This is a genomic window from Comamonas piscis (genome assembly GCF_014109725.1).
Classification (GTDB): domain Bacteria; phylum Pseudomonadota; class Gammaproteobacteria; order Burkholderiales; family Burkholderiaceae_C; genus Comamonas; species Comamonas piscis.
The window spans coordinates 2173071-2195070 of the sequence record NZ_CP058554.1 but is presented as its reverse complement, the minus strand read 5'-3'; the positions used below and the strand labels follow the sequence as shown (position 1 = coordinate 2195070).

Here is a 22000-nt window from a genome sequence, read left to right as displayed (position 1 = left end):
CGCTTGCCGCTTTTGCTGGGACGCTTTCAGCGCCCTGCTGATCCGCAGTCCAATCAGTTGTCAAGCTTGGGGTCCAGCGCATCGCGCAGGCCGTCCCCCAGCAGGTTGAAGGCCAGCACGGTCACAAAGATCGCCAGGCTGGGGAACAGGGCCACATGCGGGGCGTTGAGCATATCGCTGCGCGCCTCGTTCAGCATGGCGCCCCACTCCGGCGTAGGCGGCTGCGCGCCCATGCCCAGAAAGGACAGGCTGGCCGCAGTGATGATCGAGGTGCCGATGCGCATCGTCAGGTAGACCACCACAGAAGACACGGTGCCGGGCAGCAGGTGGCGCAGCATGATGACCCAGTCCGGCGCACCGATGGAGCGCACGGCCTCGATATAGGTTTGCTGCTTGAGCGCCAGCACATTGCCGCGCACCAGGCGGGCAAAGGCCGGCACGCTGAACACAGCGACCGCCATGATCACATTGATCATGCCGTTGCCCAGAATGGCAACGATACCGATGGCCAGCAAGATGCCGGGGAAGGCAAACAGCACGTCGGACATGCGCATCACGCAGCGGTCCCACCAGCCTTCGTAGTAACCAGCCAGCAGGCCCAGAATGGCGCCAATCACCGCGCCAATCGCCACCGACACAAAGCCGGCAGCCAGCGAGATTCGCGCGCCCACCAGAATGCGGCTGAAGATATCCCGGCCCAGCGAATCCACGCCAAACCAGTGCTTGGCCGTGGGGGGCGAGTTCAGCGCATCGTAGTCAAAAAAGTTCTCGGCATCGTAGGGGGTGATCCACGGCGCCAGGATGGCAACCAGCACCAGCAGCAAGATAAAGCCGCCAGCAAATAAGGCCAGCTTTTGGCGCTTGAACTTGCGCCAGAACTCGGCCATCGGCGTGCGCATACGCGTCGATGCAGCCAGGTTGGCGGGCAGCGATGGCGCTGCAGCGCCGGCGGGGACCGCCGTTGCGGCCGCCACTGCGCGGTCGGTAGATTCAGGAGCGTTCGGAGTAGTCATAGCCAAAGCACCTGCTTAGCGGTAACGGATGGTGGGGTTGATCCAGGCATAGAGCAGATCCACCACCAGATTGATCAGGATAAATTCCAGCGAGAACAGCAGCACGAGGGCCTGGATGATCGGATAGTCGCGCATCTCGACAGCATCGACCAGCAAGCGGCCCATGCCCGGCCAGTTGAAGACCACCTCGACAACAATGGAGCCGCCCAGCAAAAAGCCGAACTGCAGGCCCATCATGGTGACCACCGGAATCATCGCGTTGCGCAGGCCATGCTTGATGACGACGACCGTCTCCTTCAAACCCTTGGCTCGCGCAGTGCGCACGTAATCCTCTTTGAGGATGTCGATAAAGGAGCTGCGGGTGAAACGCGCCATCACCGCCGCCACGGCCGCGCCCAGGGTCAGCGACGGCAGCACATAGTGCTTCCAGCTGTCCGCACCCACGGTGGGCAGCCAGCCGAGCTTGACCGAGAAGAACTGCATCAGCAGCATGCCCAGCGCAAACGAGGGGAAGGAGATGCCCGATACCGCCAAGGTCATGCCCAGGCGGTCAGGCCACTGGTTACGCCAGACGGCAGAGACAATGCCCAGGAACATGCCCAGCACCACCGACCAGCCCATGGCCATCAAGGTGAGCCAGAAGGTGGGGCCAAAGCGCTCGGCAATCTCTTGCGAGACCGGGCGCTTGGTCCGGATGGATTTTCCAAAATCGCCCTGCAACGCGTTGCTGAAGAAACGGACGAACTGCTGGTGCAAGGGCAGGTCCAGCCCCAGGTCCTTGCGGACCAGTTCGATCGTCTCCGGGCCGGCTTCGGGGCCAGCAGCCAGGCGCGCGGGGTCACCGGGCAGCATATGCACGAAGCCAAACACCAACACCGCCACGATCAGCAGCGTTGGAATCAGCCCCAGCAAGCGTTTGAGCAGGTAGCGAAACATGGATTACTTCAGGTCCAGGTCAACAAAGTTGAAGTTACCGTCAGGGATGACGTAGAAGCCAGACAGGTTCTTGGCACGCACGGACACCAGTTGCTCGGTGTTCAGGAAGATCCAGGGCGCATCCTTCCAGATCTTTTGCTGGGCATCGGCGTAGATCTTGCCGCGCGCTGCGGTGTCGGTGGTCACCAGCGCCTTGGCAATATCGGCATTCACTTCGGCGTTGTTGTAGTACGCAGTGTTGAAGCCGCGTGGAGGCGCGCTCTCACCGGCCAGCAGTGGGCGCATGGCCCAGTCCGCTTCACCTGTGGACGAGGACCAGCCCACGTAGTACATGCGCACCGCAGCCTTGCTGGCGTCCTGCACCGATTCCACTTCCGCCACACGTTGGCCCGCTTCCAGCGCGCGCACCGTTACCTTCACTCCTACCTGCGCCAGTTGCTGTTGTGCAAACTGGATCACCTTTTGGGCGGTGGAGTGGTTGTAGGCCGACCACAAGGTACTCTCAAAGCCGTTGGGATAACCGGCTTCCTTCAGCAAGGCCTTGGCCTTGGCTGGATCGTAGGGCCAGGGGCCCAGCTTGGTGGCAAATTCCACACCCTTGGGCAGCACACCTTCGGCAGGAATGGCCGAGCCGGCAAAAGCCACCTTGGACAGCGCTTCCTTGTTGATGGCGTAGTTCAGCGCCTCACGCACCTTGGGGTTGTCAAAGGGCTTTTGCGTCACATTCATCGAGATGTAGCGATGGATGATCGACGGGGCCTTGGTGACTTCCAGACTGGCCTTCTTCTCCAGGGTGGCCACCGCTTCTGGCGGCACCGGGAAGGCGAAATGCGCTTCGTTGGTCTGCATCATTGATGCACGGGTGTTGTTGTCCACCACCGGGCGCCAGGTGATCGAATCCACCTTGGGCAAGCCCTTTTGCCAGTAGCCGTCAAACTTGGCCACCTTCATGTAATCCGAAGGCTTCCACTCGACAAACTTGAAGGGGCCGGTGCCAACGGGGTGCTGCACGATGTCCTTGCCGTACTGCTTGAGCGCAGCGGGCGAGATGATCACGCCCGATGGGTGGGCCAGCGAGTTGACGAAAGGCGCAAAGGGCTCTTTCAGCGTGAACTTGGCGGTGAGATCGTCCACCGCTTCAATCTTGGCGATGTTCTTGTACAGGTTGTAGCGCTTTAGCTTGTTGTCCGGGTTGATCACGCGCTCAAAGGTCTGCTTCACCGCTTCTGCGTTGAAAGGCGTGCCGTCGTGGAACTTCACGCCGCTGCGCAGCTTGAAGGTGTAGACCAGGCCATCCTTGCTCACGTCGAAGCCCGTGGCCAGCACGGGAATCATCTTCATGTCCTTGTCAAAGCCGTACAGGCCTTCGTAGAAGGACTTGGCTACCGCTTGCGACAAGGTGTCATTGGCATCGTAGGGGTCGGTGGTCGTGAAGGTGGAAGCCACCGCTACCACCACGTCCTTGGCCGCGTGGGCCGAAAACGCAGTACCCGCCAGCAGCATGGCGGCGGCGATCGAAGTCAAACGTCGTTGCATATCAACTTTCCTCTTCAGGTTTTGCATCGGCTGGCCCACCACAGCGGCGGCCAGACCCCACACATTCTTTGTTTCATCCATCTCCACAGGCACTGCGCAGGCTCAAGCCGGCTGCAGATCCTGCACTTGGCCGGCGGGCACCGCAGGCTGCGGTGTCTCTTGCGCCACCCAGTGGCCTGGCCCCACCTCCAGCATCGGCAGCACACGCGGCGGGTCATCCACGCCGCGCACGGGGCTGGGGATCTCGGCCACATTCAAGGTGTGCTGGCGGCGCTGGGTCGGGTCGGCAATCGGCACGGCGGCCATCAGGCGCTTGGTATAGGGGTGCTGCGGGTTCTCGAACACCGCGCGGCGCGGCCCGATCTCGACAATCTGGCCCAGGTACATGACCGCCACCCGGTGGCTGACCCGCTCGACGACGGCCATGTCATGCGAGATGAACAAAAAGGCAATACCGAACTCGCGCTGCAGGTCCATCATCAGGTTGATGATCTGCGCGCGGATCGATACATCAAGCGCAGAGACGGCCTCGTCGGCGATCACCACCTTGGGGTTCAAGGCCAGTGCGCGGGCAATGGCAATGCGCTGGCGCTGGCCGCCCGAGAATTCATGCGGGTAGCGGTTGGCAGCTGCCGACGGCAGACCCACCTTCTCCAGCAACCACTCCACCTTCTTTTCGGCCTGCTCGCGCGGCATCAGCTTGTGGATCAGGATGGGCTCCAGAATGGAGTAGCCCACGGTCAGCCGCGGATCGAGCGAGGCGAACGGATCCTGGAAAATAAACTGGATATCGCGGCGCAGCGCCTGCAGCTGCGCGCCTTGCAGCTTGGCAATATCGCGCCCGGCCACTTGCACATCGCCGGACTGGAAATCGATCAAACGGGCCAATGCCCGGCCCGTGGTGGACTTGCCGCAACCGGACTCACCCACTACCGCCAAGGTCTCGCCCGGCTGCAGGCTCAGACTCACTTGCTCGACCGCGTACACCTGGCGCTTGACGCCGCCAAACAGGCCTTCCTTGATCGGGAAGCGCGTCACCAGCTTGTTGACCTGCAGCACCGGCGCGCCGGGCTGAACCGTCGAGGTGGGCGCTACCTCCGTCTGCGCATCCTGGCCCAGCAGGCTGAAGCGCTCGGGCAGATCCTTGCCGCGCATGGCGCCCAGCTGCGGCACTGCCGCCAGCAGGTTGCGGGTGTAGTCCTTCTGGGGATTGGCAAACAGCTGCACGCAGTCTTGCTCTTCCACCTTGTCGCCCCGGTACATCACCAGCACACGGTCGGCCACCTCGGCCACCACGCCCATGTCATGGGTGATAAAGATAACGCCCATGGCCATCTCGCGCTGCAGCTCTTGCACCAGCGCCAGGATCTGTGCCTGGATGGTCACATCCAGCGCCGTGGTCGGCTCATCGGCAATCAACAGCGAGGGCTTGCAAGACAGCGCCATCGCAATCATCACGCGCTGGCGCATGCCGCCCGACAGCTGGTGCGGGTGGCGCGTGAGCACATTGCGCGCCTCGGGAATGCGCACCAGCTCCATCATGCGCAAGGCCTCGGCCATCGCGGCGCTGTGGGACTTGCCCTGGTGCAGGCGAATCGATTCCGCAATCTGCTCGCCCACGGTGAACACCGGGTTCAGCGAGGTCATCGGCTCTTGGAACACCATGGCCATGTCCGCCCCACGCACCTTGCGCATCTGCGCCGGCGTGGCCTTGGCCAGGTCAATGGCGCCCGCATGGCGGCCGCGCAGCAGCATGGAGCCGCTGTCGATCTGGCCGCCACCGGTTTCCACCAGCCGCATCAGCGCCAGTGAGGTGACCGATTTGCCCGAGCCGGACTCGCCCACCACGGCCAGGGTCTGACCCGCGTAGACATCCATGTTCAGGTTCTTGACCACCTGCACCCGCCCCTGCTCGGTCTTGAAGCTCACGGACAGATCCCGCACTTGCAAAACAGGCGAGGTCAGATCATCGTGCACGGGAGGAGAACTGGGGTTGGACATAGGTAGAAGGGGCAGTGCCGGGCTTCGGGAAGAAGGCACGAGCCGTAATGCAGGACAGGCACCCGGGTTGGGACAAATCCTTGAGAAAAATCCCCGTATTAGCAAGAACACTGGGGCTTACACTTTCACCTGGGTGACAGTGTTTGCAATTGTAGAAAGCCGGGGATGGTGTTTGAAGGCAAAACTGCCTATGGTTTTCACCTACGCAGTACCCGCAGAGGCGCGCACCATCGTGGTGCGGTGGCTTGCCCGTTGCAGGCAAGCAACTCGCGAGGGACGGAGGGGGGCCGTTTTCTGGTCCCCGACTCAGCGATGCAATATCAAGCGGGTGCCAGCGCGTCGTTGGCGTAAATGGCCACCAGCGCATCACCGTCAATGCCAATCTGGCCCCGGTACATGCCTTCGGAATTGAAGCACAGCGACACCTCGCCATCGGCGCCCACCGCAATCAGGCCGCCATCGCCACCCAGTGGCGGCAGCACGCGGTGGATCACTTCAGCCGTGGCCTGGGCCACCGACTCGCCCAGCAGCTCGATGCGCGCTGCCACCGTGTGGGCGGCCGAGCCCCGGATAAAAGCCTCGCCCACGCCCGTGCAGGAGACGGCCACCACGGCGTTCTTCGCATAGGTGCCCGCGCCGATGACGGGCGAATCGCCAACACGGCCGGGCTTCTTGTTAGTCAAGCCGCCGGTCGATGTGGCGGCGGCCAGGTGGCCATGCACATCCAGCACCACGGCGCCGACGGTGCCCATCTTCTTGCGCTCATCCAGCGGCGCCGCTGGGGCCTGGGTCTGGCTTTGGGCGGTGTGGTCCAGCGCCATCTGCTCGCGGCCAGAGGCCAGCGCTGCCGCCTGCACCGTGCGCAGTTGGGCCAGGCGCTGCTCGGTAGAGAACCAGTCGGCCGCCACCATCTCGCAGCCCTGGGCTTGGGCAAAGTGCTCGGCCGCCTCGCCAATCATGAAGACCGGCCCGCCCGCCTCCATCAGCGCCAAAGCCGCGCGCACCGGGTTGCGTACGGTGCTGATACCCGCCAGTGACCCGCAGGCCAGATCGCGCCCGCGCATCACACAGGCATCCATCTCATGCGTGGCATCGGCCGTGAACACGGCGCCGCGCCCGGCATTGAACAACGGGCATTCTTCGAGGAGACGCACGGCCTCCACGGCTACCTCTTCGGCCGGCGCACCTGCCGCCAGTTTTTGCTGCGCGCCTTGCAGCACATCGCGCAAGGCATCGCGGTAGGCTTGCTGCTGGGCGGGGGTGATGGAGGCGCGGGTGATGGTGCCGGCACCGCCATGGATGGCGATCACAGGGCGGAAGGTGGTGGAGGTGGTCATAGTTCTTGGGCCGGCCGCGCAAGCAGACGGGGCCAGCAGGGTTCAGGTGGAAGAATCAGGAAGCCAGCAGCGGCAGCAGCGTGGCCAGGAAGGCTTCTGGCTGCTCATACTGCACCCAGTGGCCACTGTCCGGTAGCAGCACAAAGGCCTGCAACTGCGGCGTGACCGCGCGGTATTTGTGCTCCAGCGCGGGCATATAGCTTTTGTACAAGGCGTCGTAGGCGCCATAAATGGCGGCGACCGGGCAGGCAATCTGCGGCAGGGATTGCGCCAGGATGTCGGTATTGGCCAAGCGACGGCGTGGCAGGCGATCACGCAGCACATTGTGCTGGTGCAAAGCCAAGGCCGCATCGTCGATCTGGGTGGCATCCCAGAGCATCAGCGCGCCCAGGTTGTAGCGGTGCATCTCCAGCTGTTCGGCCGGGTCGCTCAGATGGCGCCAGCCCTTGAGGCTGAATTGCTTCTCAGGCACCACCCCCATGGCGGGGGCCCCCACCAGCACCAGGCGCTCGACCGCATCGGGATAGGCAGCAGCCAGCATCGCCGCCGTCATGCCGCCAAACGAGAAGCCCATCAACTGGCAAGGCAGCAAGCCCAGCTGCGCCATGCCGGCATGCAAAGGCGCCAGCATGGCATCGGCATCGGCGCCCTGCGCTGGCGGGTCGGAGTCTCCAAAGCCCGGCAGATCGGGCAGCCAGAGCTCATAGCCTTGGGCCAGCAGCGCATCGATATTGCGGATCCAGTGGGTCCAGCTGCCACTGCCGCCATGCAGCATCACCAAGGGCAGCTTGCCGGGGCGGCGCTCGCCCCAGGTGTGCCAGACCAGGGTTTGGCCTTCGTAGAGGGTGGTTTGCCGTGTCGCCTTGGCCAGCAAAGTTGGGTACAGCGCAGGCAGCGGCAGCAGGCCCGCAGCGGGGGTGTCAATCGCATCCGACATCGCGGCGCTCAAGCGGTTTGGCCGAGCAGCACCTGGGCCACCGCATCAATCGCAATGCTGTAGCCCTGCACACCCAGGCCGCAGATGACCGCCTTGGCGACGGGCGCAATATAGGAATGGTGGCGGAAGGCTTCGCGGGCATGCACATTGCTGATATGCAGCTCAATCACCGGCAGCTCCGCGCCCTTGATGGCATCCATCAAGGCCACACTGGTGTGGGTGTAGGCGGCGGCATTGAGCACCACGCCGGCCAGTAGGCCCTGGCGCTGCAGCTGGCCCGCCTCGTGCAGCCAGTCGATCAAGGCGCCTTCATGGTTGCTCTGGTGAAAACGCAGTGCCAGCTGGTTGCGCGCTGCCGCCTGGGCACACAGCTGCTCCACATCGGCGAGGCTATGGGCGCCGTAAATGCTGGGTTCGCGCAGGCCCAGCAGGTTCAGGTTCGGGCCGTTCAGTACAAAAACAGTTTTCATCTCAGCTTCCACAACGGACAACAGCTGTGGATTATCCGAGCATTCGGGCCGCTGCTGCACAGCCCAAGCGACAGCTGCGCGGTTCAACGGCTTGGCAAATGGACACAAAAAAGCCCTGGCAGGCCAGGGCTTGGTTTGCGGAGACAGCGTTGCTGCTCAGTAGCGGTAGTAATCGCGGTCGTGGCGATGGTGGCGGTAACGGCCGGGAGGCGGGCCGTAGTACACCGGTGCAGGCCGGTAAACCGGGGCCGGGCGGTACACCACGGCGGGCGGGGCCACATACACCGGTTGCGGTGCGTACACCGGCTGAGGCGCATATACGGGCGGTGGCGCCACATAGACCGGTTGCGGTGCATACACAGGCTGAGGCGCATAGACCGGCGCGGGGGCCGCGTACACGGGGCCCGGCACATTGATGCCCACCGACCAGGACACCCGGCTGGCATGGGCGCCAGCGCTCATCAGCGCCAAGCCAGTCAGCACCGCAGCGGTGGCCCAGCGAGAGCCTTGTTTGAGCATTGAGTTGCGCATATTGATCTCCTTGCGAGAATCCCTGAAAAATGTCATTGAACTTTCAACGCGGCAAGCAGGCAGAAAGATACCAAACGCTGTGCAAATTCTGGTTTCAAGACAAGATATCCTGTTGCAAAGCGTAAACAGCCGACCTGAGGTTGAGTGGGATCCTTAGAAACCGCAATACGTTCCAGCCATCAGGGTACTCCCTTAGAATAGACAAATATGAATGCACCTGCCCCGAGCGCTTCGCACAACGGTAGTGACGAAGTGGTCAAACCCACCAATTTCCTGCGACAAATCATCGCGTCCGACCTCGAAAAAGGCAGCTACGCCCAGCGCCACTGGGGTGGCACGCCTGGCGATGCCCAGCACCACCAGCAGGGCCCTGTCGACCAGGCCAAGATTCGTACCCGCTTCCCCCCCGAGCCCAACGGCTACCTGCACGTGGGTCATGCCAAGGCCATTTGCCTGAACTTTGGTCTCGCCCGTGACTTTGGCGGCGTCTGCCATCTGCGCTTTGACGACACCAACCCCGAAAAGGAAGACCAGGAATATGTGGACGGCATCATTGATGCAGTCCGCTGGCTGGGCTTTGACTGGAAGGACCCGAGCGGCGAGCAGAACCTGTACTACGCCAGCAACTACTTCGGTTTCATGCACCGCTGCGCGGTCTACCTGATCGAGCAAGGCCTGGCCTATGTCGATGAGCAATCGGCCGACGAGATGCGCGCCAACCGGGGCGACTTCACCCGCCCTGGCCTGAACAGCCCCTTCCGCGACCGCAGCGTGGCCGAAAACCTGCAGCGCTTTGCCGACATGAAGGAGGGCAAGCTGCCCGATGGCGCTGCCGTGCTGCGCGCCAAGATCGACATGGCGGCGCCCAATATCAACCTGCGTGATCCTGCGATCTACCGGGTGCGCCATGCCGAGCACCACAACACCGGCAACCAATGGTGCATCTACCCGATGTACACCTTTGCGCACCCGATTGAGGACGCTTACGAGCACATCACCCACTCGATCTGCACCCTGGAGTTCGAGGACCAGCGCCCCTTCTATGACTGGTTGCTGGACCACCTGCGCACCGGCGGCCTGATTGATGCGCCCCAGCCGCGCCAGTACGAGTTCTCGCGCCTGAACCTGACCTATGTGATCACCAGCAAGCGCAAGCTCAAGCACCTGGTGGACAACCAATTGGTCAGCGGCTGGGACGACCCGCGCATGCCTACCGTCGTCGGCCTGCGCCGCCGGGGCTACACACCCGCATCGATCCGCAATTTCTGCGAGCGCATCGGTGTCACCAAGGACTACGCCTGGATCGACTACGCGACCTTGGACGGCTGTCTGCGCGAAGACCTGGAAAACCAGGCTTACCGTGCCATGGTCGTGCTGGAGCCGGTCAAGCTGGAGCTGAGCAACTGGGCCGAGGTGTTTGGCAGCGCCGACCACCTGGAAGCCTGCAGCCTGCCTGCCCTGCCCCACCCGGCAGAAGGCCAGACCGTCCCTGAGCGCCACTTCAGCCTGGGCCGCGAGGTCTGGATCGAGCGCGAGGACTTTGCCGAAGTGCCGCCCAAGGGCTACAAGCGCCTGTTCCCCGGCAACAAGGTGCGCCTCAAGGGCGGCTATGTGATCGAGTGCACTGGTTGTGAGAAGGATGCCGATGGCGTGATCACCAAGGTGCTGGCCACCGTGGTACCTGACACCAAGAGCGGCACCCCTGGCGCGGACAGCGTCAAGGTCAAGGCGGCCATCACCTGGGTCGGCGTGGCCGATGGGGTGACCGCTGAAGTGCGTATCTACGACCGTTTGTTCACCGATCCGCAGCCCGATGCCGGCGGCAAGGACTTTTTGACCCTGCTCAACCCGGACAGCCTCAAGGTGGTGACCGCCTATGTGGAGCCTTCGCTCCAGTCGGCGCAGCCCGATGACAAGTTCCAGTTCGAGCGCTTTGGCTACTTTGTGGCCGACCGCCATGACCACCGCAGCGACAAGCCGGTGTTCAACAAGATCACCGGCTTGAAGGATTCCTGGGGCAAGTAAGCGCCAGGGCCTGATCCGCCGAACCCAACCCGCCCCAGCTTGCTGCGGCGGGTTTTTTCATTGGGGTTCAGGCTGGATCAGCTGTCGATGGCATCCGCCGAGCCGGCCTGCTTGCGCAACTCGAACTTCTGGATCTTGCCGGTGCTGGTCTTGGGCAGCTCGCCAAACACCACCGCACGGGGGATCTTGAAGCCGGCCAGATGCTTTTTGCAGTGGGCGACGATGTCCTCGGCGCTCACTTGCGCGCCAGGCTTGAGCTCGACAAAAGCGCAAGGCGTCTCGCCCCAGCGCGCATCGGGCTTGGCCACCACGGCCGCAGCCAGCACGGCGGGGTGGCGGTAGAGCACATCTTCCACCTCGATGGACGAGATGTTCTCGCCGCCCGAAATGATGATGTCCTTGCTGCGGTCCTTGATCTTGATATAGCCATCGGGGTCCTGCACCGCCAGGTCGCCAGTGTGGAACCAGCCTCCGCGAAACGCCTCCTGCGTGGCCTCGGGGTTTTTCAGGTAGCCCTTCATTGCAATATTGCCCCGCAGCATGATCTCGCCCATGGTCTGGCCATCCTGCGGCACGGGCGCCAGGGTCTCCGGGTCGCGCACCTGGGCATCGCGCTGCAGGTGGTAGCGCAGGCCCTGGCGGGCATTGAGCCGGGCGCGCTCGCCAATATCCATCGCTTGCCAGTCGGGCTGCTGGGCGCAGACCATCACCGGGCCATAGACCTCCGTCAGCCCATAGACATGGGTCAGGTCAAAACCCAGCTGCTCCATGCCCTCGATCATCGCCGCCGGCGGCGCGGCACCGGCCACCATGCATTTGACGCCGGCGGGCACACCCTCCTTCAGCGCTGCAGGAGCGTTGACCAGCAGGCTGTGCACAATCGGCGCACCGCAGTAGTGGCTGACGCCATGCTGCTTGATCGCCGAGAAAATGGCCTGCGCATCGACGCGGCGCAGGCAGACATTGACCCCTGCGCGCAGCGCCACCGTCCAGGGAAAGCACCAGCCATTGCAGTGGAACATCGGCAGGGTCCACAGATAGACCGCAAACTTGGGCATGTCCCACTCCAGCACATTGCTGATGGCGTTCACCGCTGCGCCCCGGTGGTGGTAGACAACGCCCTTGGGGTTGCCGGTGGTGCCACTGGTGTAGTTCAACGCAATGGCATCCCATTCATCGCCGGGCAGCTGCCAGTCAAAACCGGCATCGCCCTGGGCCAGCAAAGCCTCGTAGCTCAGGCGGCCCAGCCGCTCGCTGGCCTCGCCATAGAGCGCATCTTCCACATCGATCAGCAGGATGGGCGCCTGCGATTGGCGCAGCGCCAAGGCCTTGGCCACCACGCCGGCATATTCGGGGTCGACAATCAGCGCCTTGGCCTCGCCATGGTCCAGCATGAAGGCGATGGTCTGCGGATCGAGCCGGGTGTTCAGGGCATTGAGCACCGCGCCTGCCATGGGCACGCCAAAATGCGCCTCCACCATCGGGGGGGTGTTGGGCAGCATCACTGCCACCGTGTCGTTTTTGCCGATGCCATGCTGCTGCAAGGCGCTGGCCAGCCGCCGGCAGCGCGCATAGGTTTGCGCCCAGCTCTGGCGCAGTTCGCCGTGGACGATCGCCAGCCGGTCGGGGTAGACCTCGGCCGTGCGGGCGATAAAGCCCAGCGGGGTCATGGGCGTGTGGTTGGCCCCGTTTTGTTCGAGGCCGGTGTCAAAAATGCTGTTCATCAGTGCTTGTCTCCTCGGCAAACACTGTGCCACAAGCGGCTGACCTGAAGATTGCGCGCTGTCACCCTATCGATAGCCAAGATTTGCCATCGACCCGGGGGCAGATTGCCGCTGCCCTGCTGCGGCGCGGCCCGGCATGCGCGACAATAGCCGGGTGTCCATTCCCCAGTCATTTATCCAGGAGCTGCTGTCCCGCGTCGATGTGGTCGATGTGGTGGGCCGCTATGTGCAGCTGAAAAAAGGCGGTGCCAACCTCATGGGGCTCTGCCCCTTCCATGGCGAGAAATCGCCCTCCTTCAGCGTCAGCCCCTCCAAGCAGTTCTACCACTGCTTTGGCTGCGGCAAAAACGGCAATGCCATCGGCTTTTTGATGGACCACACCGGCATGGGTTTCCGTGAAGCGGTGACCGACCTAGCCCAAAGCGTGGGCCTGCCGGTGCCCGAAGATGATGTATCCCCCCAGCAGCGCGAGCGCGCCGCGCAGGCGCGCGAAAAGCAGGCCTCCCTCACCGATCTGCTGGAAAAAGCCGGCGATGCCTACCGCAAGCAGCTGTCGCAGTCGCCCAAGGCCATTGCCTACCTGAAAGGCCGGGGCGTCAGCGGCATCACCGCCAAGCGCTTTGGCCTGGGCTATGCGCCCGAGGGCTGGCGCAGCCTGGCCAGCATCTTCCCCGCCTATGACGATGCCAAACTGGTCGAATGCGGCCTGGTCATCGAGTCCGACGACGGCGAAGGCAAGCGCTACGACCGCTTCCGTGACCGCGTGATGTTCCCCATCCGCAATATCAAGGGCGAATGCATCGGCTTTGGCGGCCGGGTGTTTGGCGATGAAAAGCCCAAATACCTGAATTCGCCCGAAACCCCGGTCTTCCACAAGGGCCGCGAGCTCTATGGCCTGTTTGAAGGCCGCACCGCCATCCGCGAGCAAGGCTATGCGCTGGTGACCGAGGGCTATATGGACGTGGTGGCCCTGGCGCAACTCGGCTTCCCGAATGCCGTAGCCACCTTGGGTACCGCTTGCACGCCCGACCATGTACATAAGCTCTTCCGCTTTACCGATACCGTCGTCTTCAGCTTTGACGGCGATGCCGCCGGCCGCCGCGCCGCGCGCAAGGCACTCGACGGCGCGCTGGCCTACGCCACCGACACCCGCAGCATCAAGTTTTTGTTTCTGCCGGCCGAGCACGACCCCGACAGTTTTGTGCGCGAATATGGCGCCGATGCCTTTGCCCGCCATGTCCATGACGCCACGCCGCTGTCGCGCTTTTTGCTGGAAGCCGCCAGCGAGCTCTGCGACCTGGGTCAGGCCGAAGGCCGGGCGCGCATGTCCAGCAACGCCCGCCCGCTGTGGAACCTGCTGCCCGATGGCGCGCTCAAGCGCCAGTTGCTGGCGGAGATAGCCGACAAAGCCCAATTGCCTGCTGCCGAGCTGGAGAGCCTCTGGCAAAAAACCACCGCGCAGGAGCTGGCACGCCAAAGCGGCAGCCCCCAGGCAGCCGCCGGCAGCGCATCCCGCCACGCCCCCGCCTGGGATGCAGCTGCGATGGGCGCCGAGGCCATCCCATCCTACGGCGACGCGCCGCCCTGGGGACAAGACCCCGCCATGGATCGTTATCCCGGCCAGCGCAATGAAAGCTATGGCGAGCCGCGCAGCCCCAATGGCGGCGGCAACGGCTACGCCAAGCGCAGCGGTGAATGGCGCCCCGATGGCCGAGGCGGCCGCAAAGGCGGCTGGCAGGCCCGGCCCGTGCCGCAGCCGCCGATGCCCAGCGTGGCGGTGGCCCGCGAGGACCAGGCCGCCCGCCTGCTGCTGTCGCACATGGCTTTTCTGGAGAATTTCTCTCCCGAGGATGCGGCCACCCTGGCCCAGCTTTCCGCCCCCCACGGCCCCCTCTTCGCCTGGGTGGAGCAGCAGTTTCTGGCCCATGGCGCCCAGTCCTGGGCCGTGCTGCGCGAGCACATGCGCGGCCATGCCATCGAAGGGTTTGCCGCAGAGTTGATGCAGGGTCAGCATGCCCAGATCAATGGCCCGCTTGACGAGATTCGCGCCGAGCTGCGCGATTCGCTCAGCCGCATCGTGCTCGACCAGCTCGAAGAGCAGAACCGCCAGCTGGTGACCCAGGCCTCCGACCCCCAGGCGCTGCGCCGCTACCAAAGCAATTTCCACCGCATCGGCCTGCTCAAACGCCAGGTCAACAAATAAGCAAGCGCTGGTCTGCGCCAAGCCCCTTAAAAATATTTGCTAAAAATGCCTGGTGGACTCTTGACATTGGCTAAAAAGGTATAATATTTGACACATCGGCAAGAGCGACAGCAGCACCTCCGGACCGGGCCCGCATGAAGAATCATGCGATTTGCCACCAGCGCAAGTGCCCAAAATACCGCAAGGACTGCACTCCAAATGTTCGCCCCTCCATCTTGCCTTGAGGCTTAACGCCTTGTGCAGCCGCGTTATTCGCCACATTTGTTGCGATTGACCGCTGCCATATTTAATGCGCCGGTGATGGCGCTTGCCAGTTTTCTTTGTGTGTTCTCTTTGATCTGAGGGTGTCCATGCCTGCTACAAAGTCCGCGAAGTCGTCCGTCAAGTCGTCCACCACTACCAGCGCGGCCAAAAGTGCCAAAGCTACAGCAGCGCCCCCTGCCGCCACACCGGCGGCCAAGCGTGCAACTGCTGCAGCTGGCAAAACCGTAAAAGCCAGTGCTGTGCCCACCCCAGCCAAGGCAGCGACGAAGAAGGTTAGCTCCGTGTCCGATAAACAACGCCTGTCCCAGGCCGAACTGCTCAAGGCAGCCGATGCCCTGCTCAATGCAGGTGCCCCCAAGAAGCGTGCCGCCGCCAAGAAAAGCGAAGCCGCTGATGATGAGACCCCGGTGAAGGCCAAGGCCGCCACCAAGACCGTCGCCAAGGCCAAGGCTGTCAAGGCCGAAGACGACAAGCCCAAGGCGCCTCGCAAGACCGCCGCCGCCAAGACCACCAAGGCCAAAGCCAAGGACAAGGGCGAGGAAGATATCGACGACACCGATTTCTCGGACATCGAAGAAGATATCGCGGGCGACAGCGAAGAAGTGACAGAAGTGGTTGCGGCCTCCCCTGACGCACCTGCCGAAAAGGTCAAGCCACTGCGTATGAAGGTCTCCAAGGCCAAGGAACGTGCGCTGATGAAGGAGTTCGGCCTCGACGAAGCCGTGCTGACCGAAGAGGAAATGCTCACCCGCCGTCAGCGCCTCAAGGCCCTGATCAAGCTGGGCAAGACCCGTGGCTACCTGACCAATGCCGAAATCTCCGACCACTTGCCTGACAAGCTGGTCGATGCCGAGACGCTGGAAGTGGTGATCTCCATGTTGAACGACATGGGTGTGGCCGTTTACGAGCAGACGCCTGATGCCGAAACCCTGTTGCTGAACAACACTGGCCAGTCCGCCACCACCGAAGAAGAAGCTGAAGAAGAAGCCGAAGCGGCTTTGTCGACGGTGGATTCGGAGTTTGGCCGCACCACCGACCCCGTCCGCATGTACATGCGTGAAATGGGCACGGTCGAGCTGCTGACCCGCGAAGGCGAAATCGAAATCGCCAAGCGTATCGAAGGCGGCCTGCAGGACATGATGCTGGCCATCAGCGCATCGCCCGCCACCATTGCAGAAATTCTGTCGATGGCCGGAGAGATCCGTGAAGGCAAGGTCGTCATCTCCACCGTGGTGGATGGTTTCTCGGACTCCAACGAGAACGACGACTATGTGGCCGAAGAAGACTTTGACGAATACGACGAGGAAGACGACGACGACGGCAAGGGCGGCTCCAAGGCACTGACCAAGAAGCTCGAAGAGCTGAAGAACGAAGCACTGTCGCGCTTTGCCAAGCTGCAGTCGCTGTTCGAGCAGCTGCACGCTGCCTATGACAAGAGCGGCTACGGCACGGCCCAGTACACGAAGGTGCAGAGCCAGTTGTCGGCCGAGCTGATGACCATCCGCTTTACCGCCAAGACCATTGAAAAGCTCTGCGACATGCTGCGCGAGCAGGTCGACAGCGTGCGCCAAAAAGAGCGCGCACTGCGCAAGATCATTGTCGACAAGTGCGGTCTGCCCCAGGAAAAGTTCATCCAGCTGTTCCCTGCCAACCTGCTCAACCTGCAATGGATTGAGAAGGAAGCGCAGGCTGGCAACAGCTGGAGCGCCATCATGGGCCGCAACATTCCGCCGGTGCAAGAGCTGCAGCAGAACCTGATCGATCTGCAAGCCCGCGTTGTGGTGCCCCTCGATGAGCTCAAGCTCATCAACAAGCGCATGAACGATGGCGAGCGCGCATCGCGCAATGCCAAGAAGGAAATGATCGAGGCGAACTTGCGTCTGGTGATCTCGATCGCCAAGAAGTACACCAACCGCGGTCTGCAGTTCCTGGATCTGATCCAGGAAGGCAACATCGGCTTGATGAAGGCCGTGGACAAGTTCGAATACCGCCGTGGCTACAAGTTCTCGACCTATGCCACCTGGTGGATTCGCCAGGCGATCACGCGCTCCATCGCGGACCAGGCACGCACGATCCGTATTCCGGTGCACATGATCGAGACCATCAACAAGATGAACCGCATCAGCCGCCAGCACTTGCAAGAGTTTGGCTTTGAACCTGATGCCTCCATCCTGGCCGAGAAGATGGAGATCCCGGAAGACAAGATCCGCAAGATCATGAAGATCGCCAAAGAGCCAATCTCGATGGAAACGCCGATCGGTGATGATGACGACAGCCACCTGGGTGACTTCATCGAAGACAGCGCCAACACCGCGCCGGTCGATGCCGCCATGCAGGCGGGCCTGCGCGATGTCGTCAAGGACATCCTCGATGGCCTGACCCCGCGTGAAGCCAAGGTGCTGCGCATGCGTTTCGGTATTGAAATGTCCACCGACCATACCCTGGAAGAAGTGGGCAAGCAGTTTGACGTGACGCGCGAACGCATCCGCCAGATTGAAGCCAAGGCGCTGCGCAAGCTCAAGCACCCTAGCCGTTCGGATAAGCTGCGCAGCTTTATCTAAGCGCCTTTTCAAGACCTGGTCTTGTCCGCAAACCCCGCCTCGGCGGGGTTTGTTTTTTGGCGGGCCTGCCCAGGCCCGAACGCCGGCATTCGCTTTGCGTCACAATCAGCGCCATGTCCTCTGATCTGCCCAGCGCCGTCCAGCAACTGCCCGCCACCGTGATCACGCCCGAGGCCTCGGTCTCGCGCCTGGATGCGATTGCGGCCGAAGTGCCGGTGGCGCTGGTATTCAACGGCATATCGCATGCGGTGATGATGTGCAGCCCCCAGGACCTGGAAGTCTTTGCGCTGGGCTTTGCGCTCTCCGAGGGCATCATCGACCAGGCGGCCGACTGCTATGGGATCGAGGTCCAAGCACTGCCGCCCTGCGGCACCGACCCGGAAGCACCCGGTATCAACGTGGAAATGCAGATCGCCAGCCGCTGCTTTGCCCGCCTCAAAGAACGGCGCCGCGTGCTCACCGGCCGCACCGGCTGCGGCATCTGCGGTATTGATTCGATGGACGCGCTGGATCTGGTGCCCGAACCCCTGCCGCAGCTCCCAGAATGGGCCAGCCAGCTGGACCTGGCCGCCTTGCAGACGGCGTTTTCTCAGTTGCCCCAGCTACAGTTGCTCAACCAGCAGGCTGGTGCCGTGCATGCCGCCGGCTGGGCCACGCCCAGCGGCCAGTTGCAGGTGGTGCTGGAGGACGTCGGCCGCCACAATGCACTGGACAAGCTGCTGGGCCATATGGCGCAGCAGCAGATGCTGGGCCAGCCCGGCTTGGTGGTGATGACCAGCCGCGCCAGCTATGAGCTGGTGCGCAAATGCGCGCGCATGGGCCTGCCGGTGCTGGCCACCATCTCGGCGCCCACCAGCTTGGCGATCCAGGTGGCCAACCAGGCAGGCATGCGCCTGTTTGGCCTCTGCCGGGGCCCGCGCGTGGTGCGCTACAGCCACTGCTGACTGGCGCCACGCGGCTGCTAAGGCCCGGCCATCCATGGACTTTGCGCGCTCAAAACCGGGCGCTTCCCGGGCTCCGCGGGGGTGGCGATTCTGCGCTGCAGCGGCTTGCAGGCGCCCTTTGCATACTCAAAAAACGTAGCAATTCAACAACACTTCAACGGCCGCCACGCCGCAATCAGTAGCTGTGCCTATACACCTTCAATGAAGAGCTATTAAACTTGTAGCAGATGTTGCCGCGACGCCGATCGCACCCTCTCAGTGGATTTGCATGCGAAGGCTTGGGCCTCGCTCCTCAACACAGCGCAAGGAGACCCTGACATGAGCGCCAAGGAAAATACCGCTATCAACCAGCTGTTTGGTCGGCTGGAATGCCGATACGCGTTGCGTGTGCTCTGGGCATTGCGCGACGGGCATCCGCAAACTTTCCGCCTGCTGCAGGACAGCGTGGGCGGCATTACGCCCAATACGCTTAACACCCGCATCAAGGAGCTGCGCGAGGCCGGCTTCCTCGACCATAACAGCGACGGCTACACGGTCACCCCCTCCGGCCAGGACCTCCTCAAGCGCCTGTCCGATGTGCAGGCCTTTGCCACGCGCTGGGTGGCTGCGCAGACCAAGAAGTAAATTCCGCCCGCCCATGCCATTTTTGGCCCCCTGAGCCCGCCATGTGCGGGCTCTGTGTTTGGTACGCGGGTATGATCGCGGCTGGTAGCAAAGCACTTACAAAGGATTTTCATGACCACCGTCACCACACCCACCGGCCTGCAGTACGAAGACACCGAAGTCGGCACCGGCGCTGAAGCGGCCAAGGGCCAACAAGTTACCGTGCACTACACCGGCTGGCTGTTCAACAATGGTGAGCAAGGCGCCAAGTTTGACTCCAGCAAGGACCGCAACGATCCCTTCGTGTTCCCGCTGGGTGCCGGCATGGTCATCAAGGGCTGGGACGAAGGCGTGCAAGGCATGAAGGTGGGCGGCAAGCGCACCCTGATCATTCCTGCCGAGCTGGGCTATGGCGCACGCGGCGCTGGCGGTGTGATTCCCCCGAACGCCACGCTCAAGTTCGACGTGGAACTGCTGAAGGTTTAAGGCGCTCCGGCCTGCTGGCTGCATAAGCGTTTACTCCCCGCGAAAACTGCACATGGCCGCAAGCCAGTGCAGTTTTTTTATGCCTGCGCCGCGCTATACGGCATCAAGCAGGCGGCGCGGGCCGGGGCCTTGTACAGCAGCTCACTGCCCAGGTCACCACAACACCTAAGGGCACACCAAACACGGCAGCCAAGGTGGGCTGTATGCCCCACCATAGATGGAGCGCGCCAGGCGATGCGCTGGTCAGCGGCATATTGGCCACCATGTAGTACAAGGTGATGCCAAGGCCAGCAACCATGCCACACACCGCTCCCCGCCGGGTGGCACCGCGCCAGTACAGGCCCAACAGCATGGCCGGCACAAAGGCGGCAGCGGCAATCGAGAACGAGGCCGACACCAGCACCAGAATGCCCGAACTGCGCACCGAGGCCACGGCCGCCGCTGCCAGCGCCACCAGCAGCAAGGTGAACTTGGACAAAATCACGCGCTGCTGCGGGGTCACCGATTTGCCCCGCTCCACCAAATAAAGGTCGCGCACCAGCGCATTGCTGATGGTCAGCAGCAGGCCATCAGCTGTGGACAGTGCAGCAGCCAGCCCCCCCGCGGCCACCAGGCCCGAGACTACAAACGGCAGGCCGCCCAGCTCAGGCGTGGCCAGCATGATCAGGTCCGCCCCCAGGTGGATCTCGCCCCACTGCACAATGCCATCGCCGTTCACATCCTCGATCGACAGCAAGGCATTGTCCATGCGCGTCCACTGCGCGATCCAGGCCGGCAGCGCATCGAAATGGCTGCCCACCAGGCTCTGCATCACCTCCAGCTTGACCAGCGCGGCGAGCGCAGGCGCGCTGGTGTAGAGCAGCACCACAAAGAACAAGGTCCAGACCACCGAACTGCGCGCCGCCGCTGGGCTGGGCAAGGTGTAGTAGCGTGTCAGCAAATGCGGCAAGCCTGCGGTGCCCAGCATCAGACAGAACATCAGCGCCATGAAGTTGCGGCGTGACAGGCTTTCTTGCTCCTGCGCACTTTGCTCGGAGCCCAGCATCGGCGCATAGGGCAAGGTGTGCTGCGGCATGCCGCCCAGCGGCTGGGCCCGCGCATAGTTCTCGCGCATCGCCGCCGTCCACAGCTCGCGCGCGCTGGCCTCGTCCTGCGGCAGGGCCGCCAGTTCCCGCCCGGCGGCCAGCACCTGGCTCAGCTCTGCATTGCTGATGCGCAGCTGCTGCACCTTCTCGTGCAGGCGCGCGCGCTCGGCCTCCAGCGCTGCCGGAATATTGCGCAGCCGCGATTCATACAGCATGCCCTTTTGCAAGAACACCAGCTCCACATCGCGCTCGGCTGGGTCGCTCAGCAGCCCTTTTTCATACGCGGCGATCTTGCCCAGGTCCTGCGTGTAGGCCACGGCGGCCACCGGGTTGCCCAGGCGCTGGTAGGCCAGCCAGGACACCGGGATCAGGAAGGCCAGCAGGATCATCACGTACTGCGCCACCTGGGTCCAGGTGATGGCCCGCATACCGCCCAGAAAGGAGCACACCAACACGCCGCCCAGGCCCAGCATGATGCCGATCTCGAACTGCACGCCGGTGAGCCGCGAGGCAATCAGCCCCACCGCATAGATCTGCGCCACCACATAGGAAAACGAACACATCACCGCAGCCACGGCCGCAATCACGCGCGGCCAGCGTCCGCCGTAGCGCAGCTGAAAAAAGTCCGGCAAGGTGTAGAGATTGAGCGCCCGCAGCTGCGGCGCAATCAGCAGCGCCACCAGTACAAAGCCGCCGCTCCAGCCCAGCAGGTAGGCCAGGCCACCGGCTTGCTGGCTGGTGCCGGCAAAGCCCTGCAAATACAGCGCACCCGACAGCGACAGAAACGAGGCCGCACTCATCCAGTCGGCAGCCGTGGCCATGCCGTTGTAGACCGGTGGAATGCGCCGCCCGGCAACGTAGTACTCCTCGGAATCGGCCGTGCGCCCCCACACGCCAATAGCCGCATACATCATCACTGGCACAAACAGGAACAGCGGCCCGATCCACTGGCGCGACAGACCGGCGCGCTCGGCCCAGGCGACCAGGCCGATAAAGCAGCCCAGGCCCAGCAGGTAGAAGACAAAGAACTTATGGATGCGTGCCATGGTGACTGCGGGCAACCTGCACATCTTTCTCAGGATGGCGGTGCATGTACAAGGCATAGGCGGCGACCAGCAGCACATACAGCACGGGCAGCACCGATGCGCCATAGAGGTAGGCGGTGCCGCTGCCCCAGATCGCGTCGATCTCGGGCGCCCAGTACAGGCCGCCGAAGGTGCTGATAGCGAGCACCAGCAAGACCAATAGCTTCATCGCGTTGAACGGCATGGTCTCAAAAGGGGCTGGGTTGGGGGGCGTGGGATCCATCGGGGCCTTTCAAGCCATAGGACAGTAATAGCCATC

The 22000-nt window shown here is 63.0% G+C and carries 17 protein-coding genes; 6 read left to right on the top strand and 11 right to left on the bottom strand.

Translation table 11 applies throughout. The features are described 5' to 3' along the window. Window positions 1–53: 53 nt before the first annotated feature. From gsiD to HS961_RS09750, 8 genes are all read right to left on the bottom strand, one after another. On the bottom strand, window positions 54–1013 hold the full coding sequence (gsiD, locus tag HS961_RS09785) for a glutathione ABC transporter permease GsiD (RefSeq protein WP_182327506.1): 960 nt from the start codon (window positions 1011–1013) through the stop codon (window positions 54–56). A 15-nt stretch (window positions 1014–1028) separates the two neighbouring features. Then, window positions 1029–1949, bottom strand: a complete 921-nt coding sequence (gene gsiC / locus HS961_RS09780; protein WP_182327505.1) for a glutathione ABC transporter permease GsiC — start codon at window positions 1947–1949, stop codon at window positions 1029–1031. Between the two features lie 3 nt (window positions 1950–1952). Continuing rightward, the gene (gene gsiB / locus HS961_RS09775; protein ID WP_182327504.1) at window positions 1953–3485 is read right to left on the bottom strand and encodes a glutathione ABC transporter substrate-binding protein GsiB; all 1533 of its coding nucleotides are present in this window, start codon (window positions 3483–3485) and stop codon (window positions 1953–1955) included. A gap of 102 nt (window positions 3486–3587) precedes the next feature. After that, window positions 3588–5486: a dipeptide ABC transporter ATP-binding protein gene (locus HS961_RS09770; RefSeq protein ID WP_182327503.1), complete on the bottom strand. Its 1899-nt coding sequence runs from the start codon at window positions 5484–5486 to the stop codon at window positions 3588–3590. Between the two features lie 320 nt (window positions 5487–5806). Next, window positions 5807–6823: an isoaspartyl peptidase/L-asparaginase family protein gene (locus HS961_RS09765; protein WP_182327502.1), complete on the bottom strand. Its 1017-nt coding sequence runs from the start codon at window positions 6821–6823 to the stop codon at window positions 5807–5809. 55 nt (window positions 6824–6878) lie between these two features. After that, window positions 6879–7760 (bottom strand): alpha/beta fold hydrolase, encoded by an 882-nt coding sequence (locus HS961_RS09760; protein ID WP_182327501.1) that lies wholly within the window; start codon window positions 7758–7760, stop codon window positions 6879–6881. Window positions 7761–7768: 8 nt separating this feature from the next. Further along, a complete protein-coding gene (aroQ, locus tag HS961_RS09755) occupies window positions 7769–8230 on the bottom strand; it encodes a type II 3-dehydroquinate dehydratase (protein ID WP_182327500.1) in 462 nt (153 codons plus the stop codon). A 156-nt stretch (window positions 8231–8386) separates the two neighbouring features. Continuing rightward, window positions 8387–8761 carry a hypothetical protein gene (locus HS961_RS09750; RefSeq protein WP_182327499.1) on the bottom strand — a complete coding sequence of 125 codons (375 nt, stop codon included), beginning with the start codon at window positions 8759–8761 and terminating at the stop codon, window positions 8387–8389. 207 nt (window positions 8762–8968) lie between these two features. Here HS961_RS09750 and HS961_RS09745 point away from each other — a divergent pair, with 207 nt between their 5' ends. Next, window positions 8969–10786 (top strand): glutamine--tRNA ligase/YqeY domain fusion protein, encoded by a 1818-nt coding sequence (locus HS961_RS09745; RefSeq protein ID WP_182327498.1) that lies wholly within the window; start codon window positions 8969–8971, stop codon window positions 10784–10786. Window positions 10787–10863: 77 nt separating this feature from the next. On the opposite strand, the gene HS961_RS09740 is transcribed toward HS961_RS09745, so the two are convergent. Then, window positions 10864–12510 (bottom strand): acyl-CoA synthetase, encoded by a 1647-nt coding sequence (locus HS961_RS09740; RefSeq protein WP_182327497.1) that lies wholly within the window; start codon window positions 12508–12510, stop codon window positions 10864–10866. A 154-nt stretch (window positions 12511–12664) separates the two neighbouring features. Between HS961_RS09740 and dnaG the strand changes: the two genes are divergently transcribed. The 5 genes from dnaG (at window position 12665) to HS961_RS09715 (ending at window position 19571) form a co-directional block, all read left to right on the top strand. Then, window positions 12665–14713, top strand: coding sequence for a DNA primase (gene dnaG / locus HS961_RS09735; RefSeq protein WP_182327496.1), 2049 nt, complete (start codon window positions 12665–12667; stop codon window positions 14711–14713). A gap of 350 nt (window positions 14714–15063) precedes the next feature. Further along, a complete protein-coding gene (gene rpoD / locus HS961_RS09730) occupies window positions 15064–17538 on the top strand; it encodes an RNA polymerase sigma factor RpoD (protein ID WP_182327495.1) in 2475 nt (824 codons plus the stop codon). A gap of 113 nt (window positions 17539–17651) precedes the next feature. Next, a complete protein-coding gene (gene fdhD / locus HS961_RS09725; RefSeq protein WP_182327494.1) occupies window positions 17652–18482 on the top strand; it encodes a formate dehydrogenase accessory sulfurtransferase FdhD in 831 nt (276 codons plus the stop codon). Between the two features lie 318 nt (window positions 18483–18800). Then, a complete protein-coding gene (locus HS961_RS09720; RefSeq protein WP_182327493.1) occupies window positions 18801–19106 on the top strand; it encodes a winged helix-turn-helix transcriptional regulator in 306 nt (101 codons plus the stop codon). A 111-nt stretch (window positions 19107–19217) separates the two neighbouring features. Beyond that, window positions 19218–19571, top strand: a complete 354-nt coding sequence (locus tag HS961_RS09715; protein WP_182327492.1) for an FKBP-type peptidyl-prolyl cis-trans isomerase — start codon at window positions 19218–19220, stop codon at window positions 19569–19571. A 103-nt stretch (window positions 19572–19674) separates the two neighbouring features. Here HS961_RS09715 and HS961_RS09710 read toward each other — a convergent pair whose 3' ends face one another. Both HS961_RS09710 and HS961_RS09705 read right to left on the bottom strand, forming a co-directional pair. Continuing rightward, a complete protein-coding gene (locus tag HS961_RS09710; protein ID WP_238347875.1) occupies window positions 19675–21702 on the bottom strand; it encodes a VC_2705 family sodium/solute symporter in 2028 nt (675 codons plus the stop codon). Then, window positions 21686–21964 carry a hypothetical protein gene (locus HS961_RS09705; protein WP_182327490.1) on the bottom strand — a complete coding sequence of 93 codons (279 nt, stop codon included), beginning with the start codon at window positions 21962–21964 and terminating at the stop codon, window positions 21686–21688. Before HS961_RS09705 ends, HS961_RS09710 begins: the two co-directional genes overlap by 17 nt. Window positions 21965–22000: the final 36 nt, after the last annotated feature.